This is a genomic window from Okeania sp. SIO3B5 (assembly GCF_010692555.1).
Lineage (GTDB): Bacteria > Cyanobacteriota > Cyanobacteriia > Cyanobacteriales > Microcoleaceae > Okeania.
The window spans coordinates 22,625-31,447 of record NZ_JAAHHG010000017.1 but is presented as its reverse complement, the minus strand read 5'-3'; the positions used below and the strand labels follow the sequence as shown (position 1 = coordinate 31,447).

Sequence of the window (8,823 nt, the reverse complement as noted above, 5' to 3'; positions counted from 1 at the left end):
GGGGGGGGGGGGGGGGGGGGGGGGGGGGGGGGGGGGGGGGGGGGGGGGGGGGAGGGGGGGGGGTGGGGAGGGGCTAGGGGTGGGTTGTCCCCTGTCTCCTACAAAGAACAAAAAGACTTTTTCAGCAAACCCTAATTATTTGAGGATTTTGTAACGAGTGATTAACTGTTGAATGAAAATTGTAAAAGCGTAGTTGCTATTATAAGAAAAGTGTTGTACCCTTAAACAGGTACAGGACTTAAGATGAATTATAGTGGGTGAATGCGACTTGTTGACAGACATATTATTAACCGAACACATCAGTATTGGCGGGTGTGTGATGAGTTAGCCTTTAAATCAAAAAACTTGTACAACTTGGCTAATTATTATTAGACTTGTCGCGAAATAAAACCTTAAAGTTAAATGGAAAATTCTACCTTTCAATCATTAAACTATGCTGCCATCAGGTAGAAATTCCAGAGTCCAGCCGCAGTGAACATAAAGCGATCGTCGCTCATCTTTGATGTGATTTCGATACAATCCTCTCGCTGCATTATATCTCTTCACGCCAGATATTGTATGTTCACATTTGACGCGATACAGAGTAACGCAACGCTCCGCGAACGCTACTTTTCTCTCTATTGAAAAGTTTTTGTTCCTCAGTTAGTTCCTTTCCTTTAGGTTTTTTCGTGGGAATTTTGATGTTGACAAATTCCTTCTGTAATCCCTGGAAACCCAAATCTACATGAATTTTCACTTCATCAGGCACAAAATCTACCAATTTTTCGCGCGTCTAACTGCCGAATGCCCATGAACCTTGCCCTCTCTTGCTTTTGATAGGACGAGAACCCTTTTATCTGAGTCTGTCATGATCAGATGTTTACGAGTATGGCACTTTTTTTTACCTGAGTAATAATTTTTCTGCTTTTGATTGTCTTTTGGGCGCTGGATTGGGCGTTCTGTACCATCAATCATTACTTCTTTAGCAGATTTCCATCTGGTAATGAATTCTTCAATGCTCTGCAACTTACGTTCTGGCAAGGCCATTTTTTCCCCCAAAGCTCTCTAAGCGCAATGGTTGTAGTCTCAACATCCAATGGTGTGCTCTGAGTAAAGTGCAAGTCAAACAACACTCCTGCCACATCAAAGGTAGGGTAGCATTGAAAGTAGAACAAGATAAAAAATAACTTGTATGAAGCCTGTCGCAATCGCGCTTTTCTTCCCCCTCCCAAAGCTCGGAGTCTTGGTTTTTGGGTATTGGCGTTGGCGGAGCAAGTGCGGCAGCTATATCGCTTCCAACTTAAGTTGGACACAAAAAGCTTCTAACAATTCATCGAATGCCTTACGATTTAGTCCAGTCAATGCCCTTAGTAGGCGGTCTTCTTTTAGCACCCGATTGATATCTAACATTGTCCCATTTCAAATACCCTACTAATTCTTACTTTACCTTATTAAGCGACAAGTCTATTGTCGTCAGCATTTTTTCAAGTGTGGAAAAAGTCTAGATTTAACCAAGCTATACCACGCTACCAAAGATAGTGATGCCGGAGAGAGCATTACCAACGAAAGTATCAAAATAAATAATAAAATGCCTAGTTGCAACTTGGCGTGGTTATTTTCAGGCAATCAAAGAATGGTCACGCACATCCAGGAAAGTTTTTAGGCAAACCAAAAATACCAAAGTATAAGGACAAAAGCAAAGGTCGATCGGGTAGTTATATATTCAAAGGAATCAGTCTATAAAGCCCCTCTAAAAGATGGTATTTGTCACTTATCCATGAGTGAAATCATGCATACCTGTAGTTGTGGAAACTGTAATCGAAGTCAGGATAGTACCTGCTACTAGCTGCTATATAATTGAAGTAGTGGCGTGAAAAAACTCTTCAGCCACAAATACACTCAACATATGTAGCCGGAATAGACTTAGGGATTGACAGTAAGGTAGCTCTATCTACTTGTCAAGCCTGGTGTTAGGCCTATGCTTGTGAACGGGAAGCCACTAAAAAGTGTTAATCAACTTTATAATAAGCGTAAAGCCAAGTACCAAAGTCATCTCAAAGGGAACAGAAAAAACAGTCGGATATATTGAAGCGTTAACCGATTCCCCGAAATCGTTTTGTTTCCAATTATCTGCATAACACCAGTAAATTAGTTGTCAATTATTTAGTGACAAATAATATTGGTACTGTAGTCATAGGAAAAAATGATAACTGGAAACAAGGTGCAAATATAGGCAAAAAAAACAACCAAAATTTCACCCAAATACCACATGATATCATGTCCGATAGCATCGGAGCGTGTATAAAATTAAGGTGACAATGAAAGAAAACCTTCTGCCTCCTGCCTTCCCCTCCTGGGAGGGGTTAGGGGTGGGTTGCCTCCTGCCTTCGGACAACCATTGTCTAACTATTCAACCGGACATGATATTATCTGGGAATCACGATCATAAAGATCGTACCTTGCCCAACTGTTGAATCACAGCTAATCTTACCACCATGTTTTTCTGTGACAATTTGATGGGCGATCGCCATCCCCAAACCTGTTCCTTTACCCACTCCTTTAGTAGTAAATCCTTGCTCGAATATCCTTGCTTTTATTTCTTCGGGTATTCCCATGCCGTTGTCCGCAATTTCCACCATAACGCTTTTTTTGTCTGCGCTCAATTCTGTGCTAATATTAATCTGATTTGGTTCTTTTTCTATTTCTGAAAAAGTTTTTCCTTGATTGCTTTCATCTAAAGCATCTATTGCATTTGCCAATAAGTTCATAAAAACTTGATTTAGTTGCCCCGGATAACATTTTACTGCTGGAATCTCCCCATATTTTTTAACAATTTCAATGGCAGGTCTTTGCTCGTTCGCTTTCAGACGGTATTTTAAAATTAATAAGGTGCTGTCTATCCCATCGTGCAGATTAAACTCGGTTTTATTTTCGGTATCCGTGCGGGAAAATGTGCGCAGAGATGTGCTGATATGGCGAATCCGCTCGCATCCCTCTGCCATTGATGCAATTGTTTTAGGAATATCCTCCAGCAGAAAATCCAGATCCAATTCTTCAATCTCCTCAGTCAGTTTGGGACTAGGTTCTGGCAATTCTTCGCGATAGCCTTCAATAATTGCGGACAGATCGCCTAGATTTTCCTTGAGCATTTCCACATTGCCTCCGATAAAACCGACAGGATTATTGATTTCATGGGCAACCCCTGCTACTAGATTGCCCAATGTTGCCATTTTCTCGCTTTGAACAAGTTGCAACTGGGCTTGTTGTAAATCTGTTAAGGCTTGTTGTAACTTGTTTCGCGCTTGCTGTTCTTTATCGTATAATTTAGCATTTTGCAGTGTTATAGCAGCTTGGGAACAGAGCAAATTTAAAATTTCTACGCGATCACTGGTGAATGCTCCCGATACTTGATTATTTTCCAAGTAGAGAATGCCGATGAGTTGGCCTCTGTCAATTAAAGGTATACATAATACTGACTGTGGTTGATGCTTTTGGATGTAGTCATCTCGGCTATAGTTGTTGTCTTCTTTGGCATTATCTAAGACAAGGTGTTCCCGTGTATTTTTAACTTGATTAACGAAGGTTAAGGGGACATTGTTACTTGTTTCAACTGGAATGCTGATTACAGACATTTCCTCTTGTGTAGCATAGGCTGTAAGCATGAGAAGATCTTCTTGAAAGAGCATAAGGGCAACAGTTTCGGCTCCAGCGTTTTCTTGGATGACTTCCATGAAGTTGGCAATGGCGCAATCGAGGTCGATTTCCTCGGAAAGGCTGCGGGAGGCTTTCATTAAACTAGCTAAATCTAACAGTTCTCCAGTTCCTTTACTTGTGCTGGAAACCGTTCCTTTGGTGAGAGTAGTTATCTTACTGTTGGCAGTCAAACCCAATTGTTGCCGTTGGAGAATTGGACTCAGAAGTTGGGGATAGCACTTTTGTAAGTTATCAACCTTGGCTTTAGCTCCCCAATAGGCGTAGCAGTAGTAGGCATCCTGCATATAGGTAGTGGCAATTTTTGCCTTGCCCCATTCCAGATAGAATTTAGCAGCGAGTTCGTTAGCTAATGCTTCTTCTTGGATGTAAGAGTTTTCTTTCGCTCCGGCTATAGCGCGATCGTACATTTCTATTGCTTCCATTTTCTCGCCTAACACCCGATGTTTTTCTGCTGCAATCAAATGCCATTTGTGCAAATAATTAGTTGGGGCGTGAATTGCAGCATTTTCCAATAGCTTCTGATTGGCAGCAATTTTTTCGAGCCTCTCTCGGCATTCGCTTTCCGGTTGTGAGGTGAACTCGGCTAACATCAACAGAGATTGGTAAAAGTAAAAGAGAGTCACTAATGCTGTTCCTGCAGCTCCCCCCAAGCACTTCTCTGCATTTTCAAGACTATCAAATGCGCCATCCCAGTCTTGGAATAAATAACAAAGAAATACGCGAGGAACATACAAATAACTCTGGGTTGTTAAATCGTTGGCTTGTTTGCGAAGGGGCAGCATTTTTTCTTCATTATAGGCTTTACCCACAATCACGCAAGGGTTTTGAGAGCGCCCCAACAAATTATCGACGATCTGGCGATAGATATCGATCCAGTTTTTAGGAGTTGTCTTTTTGATCCGTTCTAAGGCTTTGCTATTGGCTGACATTTCTTCTGCCAGCCCAGATAATTCTGTGCCGCTTAGATAGCTATAAAATGAGTAAAATGCAATGGCGTAGCCAGCAAACTCAAGATCTCCAACTTCTAGACAGGCTACATAAGCTTCTTTAAGACCTTTAAGACTATTTCTCAAATGCTCCTTGTAATGTTTGATCAGAGCATTCATCACATAAAAAGCTCGGCCATAAGCAACCGCATTACTTTCTGGTTGAAGTTCGAGTGCTAGTTGACCAAATTGATATCCTTTTTCGATCTCGCCAAAAGTGTTACATAATACTAAACCTTGAACTGAATAAGCATAAGTAGAAACCAGTGAATTGCCATACTGAAGAGATAAAATTACTTCTTCAAAAGTGATTAACACCATCAACATTGGCTTATATTTGTAAGCGGTAGGAGTTAAGTAGAACATAAGATTCATCGCTGCTAGTATATTAGGATCGGTCATTACAGGTAGCTCTACTAAGGTAGTTGGATGACGATCTCCTAAATTTTCTCTCACCCGCTCCAACCAAAGCTCAATGTCCGAGGAATCTGGCTCTTTAGGAAACTGACTAATTCCTAGCTTTTCCAAAATAATCATGGCTGTATCTAGAGCTTCCTGAAAGCGAGTTTGAGCTTCTAATGCTTGAATTTTTACCTCATAAAGTTTGATAGTATCAAGTAAGTTGCGAGCGTTTTCCAGTCCCACCTCCGCCAACTGCTCCATTTTTTTAAAGTCGCTGTTAAGGTAGGCTGACTCGGTGGCGAACTCGTACAATGCTAAGGTCAGTTCGTACTCGCGCTCCCAACTATTTTCAGTTAATAATTCTATTCCTAACAAGAAATATTCAATGGCTGCTTCGTAAGCTGTTGTATTTTTTGCTTTGCATCCTGCTTGTAGATTTAACTTGCATAGTTGTTTTTTCTCCTCATCTCCGACAACTAAACCCATTCCCATGTTGAGATGATTGACAATATCAAAAATTTTCTCTTCTAAGTTTTCACCGGATGTATTTTTCAGAAGTAATCGACCAATTTTTAAATGCGTTTGCTGTTTTTGAGCTTCGGGAGTCAAAGAATATGCAGCTTGTTGCACGCGATCGTGTAAGAAACGATAACCGACGGCAACACCATCCGCTTGTTCTTTGTCTTGTTCCCATCCTTGAAAAAACTTATAGGCTTGGCTCTGAGGTAAAATCAAACCTTCTCGCAAAGCAGTCCACAGAGCTGCAGCCACTTCCTCAGAAAGGCTTTCGCAGATAATGGCTAAAGTCTCTAACTCAAATTGATTGCCAATGCAAGCTGCTAATTTCAGCACTTTTTGAGTTTCTTCGGGCAACTTGTACAACCGTCGAGCTATAAACTCCACCACATCATCGGTGAGAGTTGCCTCTCGTACCCGAACCAAATCACATTGCCAATATCTCAAATTGGGATTAAATTCAATCCATCCATCCTCATGCAATCCTTTTAAGAACTGAGTTGTAAAAAAGGGATTTCCTTTCGTCTTTTGATAGACTAAATCTGTTAAAGGCGCTGCCAAATCTAGGCGACAACCCAGGGTTTCGGCCACCAATTGATTGATATGAGTAACAGATAAGGGAGCTAGAGTAATGGTTGAAATTGTTGTTTGTTGTTTCTCTAATTCTCCCAAGGTTAACATCAACGGATGGGCAGGAAACACTTCATTATCTCGGTAGGCTCCCAACAGGAGCAAATATCCTGTATGATTATCTCCCATCAGTACTTTCAGTAAGTTTAACGATGCTGAATCCACCCATTGCAAGTCATCGAGAAAGATCGTTAAGGGATGCTCAATTGTTGTAAAGACGGCAATAAATTTTTCAAACAGGAGGTTAAAGCGGTTTTGGGCAGCACTGCCTTCTAGTCGGGGAACTGTGGGCTGTTTTTCAATAATCCTTTCGAGTTCAGGAATGACATCAATGAGAACTTGCCCACTTTCTCCTACTGCTTCTAGGATTTTTTCTTTCCACTTTTGCAATTGGGCATCACTTTCTCCTAGTAATTGTCCCATCAAACTGCGGAATGCTTGTACAAAGGCAGAAAAAGGAATATTGCGATTGAATTGGTCGAATTTTCCTTTAATAAAGTATCCTTTCTGTCTGGTGATGGGTTTGTGTACTTCATTAACTACCGCAGTTTTACCTACGCCCGAATATCCTGCTACCAGCATCATTTCTGCTTTTCCCTTACCAAGGGGGGATGCTACTCTTTCAAAGGCATCAAGCAAAGTTTGTACTTCAATTTCACGTCCGTACAGTTTTTCTGGAATGAGGAAGTGTTCGCACAAGTCTCGCTCTCCCAAGACAAACGGCTCTATTTTCCCAGTCTGTTGATATTGAACTCTACATTTTTCCAGGTCGTATTTTAGCCCCAACGCACTTTGATACCGCTGTTCCGCATTTTTCGCCATCAATTTCATAACTATATTAACTAATGGTTTCGGTACTTGAGTTTCAGAGATTGTCGGAGGTATTTTGGCGATGTGTGCATGGACGAGTTCTAGGGCATCTTCACTTTCAAAGGGGAGTTTTCCTGTTAATAGTTCATAAAAGGTAACACCTAGAGAATAAAAATCGCTGCGATAATCAATCCCTCTATTCATCCTTCCGGTTTGTTCCGGAGAAAGATAAGCTAGAGTTCCTTCTAAGACATTGGGGGTTTGCAAACTTGTTCGTTCTTTCGGTAGTAACGATGAAATACTAAAATCGATTAATTTTACTTCTTTTGTTTCCGGATGAATTAATATATTTGCTGGTTTGATATCTTTATGAATAATGTGATTTTGATGGAGATGGTGTAGGGTATCTACTATTTGCAGAGCTATTTCCCAAAATTGTTTAACTGATACAGAGAATTGGCGCTGATATTCTGCTAGAGAAATGGCTCTTATATCTTCCATTATTAGAGCATAGCCATTCTGGTAACGTAAGAGCGAGTAAGGTTTGACAATTCCTTTGATGTCTAGATTTTTGGCAATGGCGTATTGATTTCTAAACTGAACTAATTCGTTAAAGGATGGATATTTGTTACCCATTAATTTGACCACTACGGATTGCTCGCTCTCCAAATTTATACCACGATAGACTAGGGTACGTTCGCTTTCGTGGATGAGTTCAAGGGCTTGATAATTATCAACTCTAATTGTGTTGGTCTCCATCATTGGCTTGCTTTGTTCATCCTTGAGTCTAATTTTTATAATATCTATGCCTAGTTTATTTCATTTTTTTGCCAACGTCCAGCGATTAGAGTGTGGGGAGATGGGGAAAGCTAGTGCCGCTACGCGGAAGTTAAAAGTCAAAAGTTAAAAGTTAAAAGTTAAAAGTTAAAAGTTAAAAGTCAATCATTTTTGATTTGTAATACCAAATTCAAAAAAAGTAGTTACATCTTAATTTGTGATTTATTCCTAAAAGAAAAAATCATAAATTCCATCAATTCTAAAGTTTTCACTTTTTTACCTCTTTAATATTTATGTTTTTCTTTCTCTGTTGCCAGATGAGCTGTGTCGTCACTGTCACAATATTTCATGAAATTGATATAATTATTTGAGGATTTTGTAACGGGTAAGTTATTTCCGCCATCCTGCATTAGAAAGATTTGGCAATGGCTTTTTCAAGAAGAGTGAGATTTTATCTGGGAATCACGATCATAAAGATCGTACCTTGCCCAACTGTTGAATCACAGCTAATCTTACCACCATGTTTTTCTGTGACAATTTGATGGGCGATCGCCATCCCCAAACCCGTTCCTTTACCCACTCCTTTAGTAGTAAACCCTTGCTCGAATATCCTTGCTTTTATTTCTTCGGGTATTCCCATGCCGTTGTCCGCAATTTCCACCATAACGCTTTTTTTTGTCTGCGCTCAATTCTGTGCTAATATTAATCTGATTTGGTTCTTTTTCTATTTATAGACATCTCCAAAAATCAAAAATAAAATCAATTCTTATCCATACATCATCAATTATTCCCCTCCGGTGGAGGGGAAGGGGCGAGGGGTGGGTTCCCTGTTCCCTGTTCCCTGTTCCCTCTTTTCTGGAGATGTCTAATGATATCATGTCCGGTAGCATCGGAGCGTGTATAAAATTAAGGTGACACTCTTGAGAAAACCTTCTGCCTCCTGCCTCCTGCCTCCTGCCTTCTGTACACCAAAGTCTAATTATTCAACCGGACATAATATGAATTGCCA

4 protein-coding genes and 2 pseudogenes are annotated in these 8,823 nt (G+C 40.5%); 1 reads left to right on the top strand and 5 read right to left on the bottom strand.

Features of this window, described 5'->3' with window-relative positions; all coding sequences use genetic code 11:
* Nucleotides 1–261: 261 nt before the first annotated feature.
* Nucleotides 262–366: pseudogene (locus F6K54_RS42680) on the top strand (transposase); the annotation flags it as partial.
* Between the two features lie 196 nt (nt 367–562).
* Here F6K54_RS42680 and F6K54_RS03980 read toward each other — a convergent pair.
* The 5 genes and pseudogenes from F6K54_RS03980 to F6K54_RS03960 all read right to left on the bottom strand — a co-directional run.
* Complete coding sequence (locus F6K54_RS03980) at nt 563–760, bottom strand: hypothetical protein (protein ID WP_293074792.1); 198 nt, start codon at nt 758–760, stop codon at nt 563–565.
* Nucleotides 754–1,026 (bottom strand): transposase family protein, encoded by a 273-nt coding sequence (locus F6K54_RS03975; RefSeq protein ID WP_293074790.1) that lies wholly within the window; start codon nt 1,024–1,026, stop codon nt 754–756. The genes F6K54_RS03980 and F6K54_RS03975 overlap by 7 nt, the downstream gene beginning before the upstream one ends.
* A gap of 237 nt (nt 1,027–1,263) precedes the next feature.
* Nucleotides 1,264–1,389: a hypothetical protein gene (locus F6K54_RS03970; RefSeq protein ID WP_293074786.1), complete on the bottom strand. Its 126-nt coding sequence runs from the start codon at nt 1,387–1,389 to the stop codon at nt 1,264–1,266.
* 1,016 nt (nt 1,390–2,405) lie between these two features.
* Entirely contained in the window at nt 2,406–7,799 is a 5,394-nt protein-coding gene (locus F6K54_RS03965; protein ID WP_293074782.1) for an ATP-binding sensor histidine kinase, read from the bottom strand.
* 466 nt (nt 7,800–8,265) lie between these two features.
* A pseudogene (locus tag F6K54_RS03960) lies at nt 8,266–8,481 on the bottom strand (sensor histidine kinase); the annotation flags it as partial.
* Nucleotides 8,482–8,823: the final 342 nt, after the last annotated feature.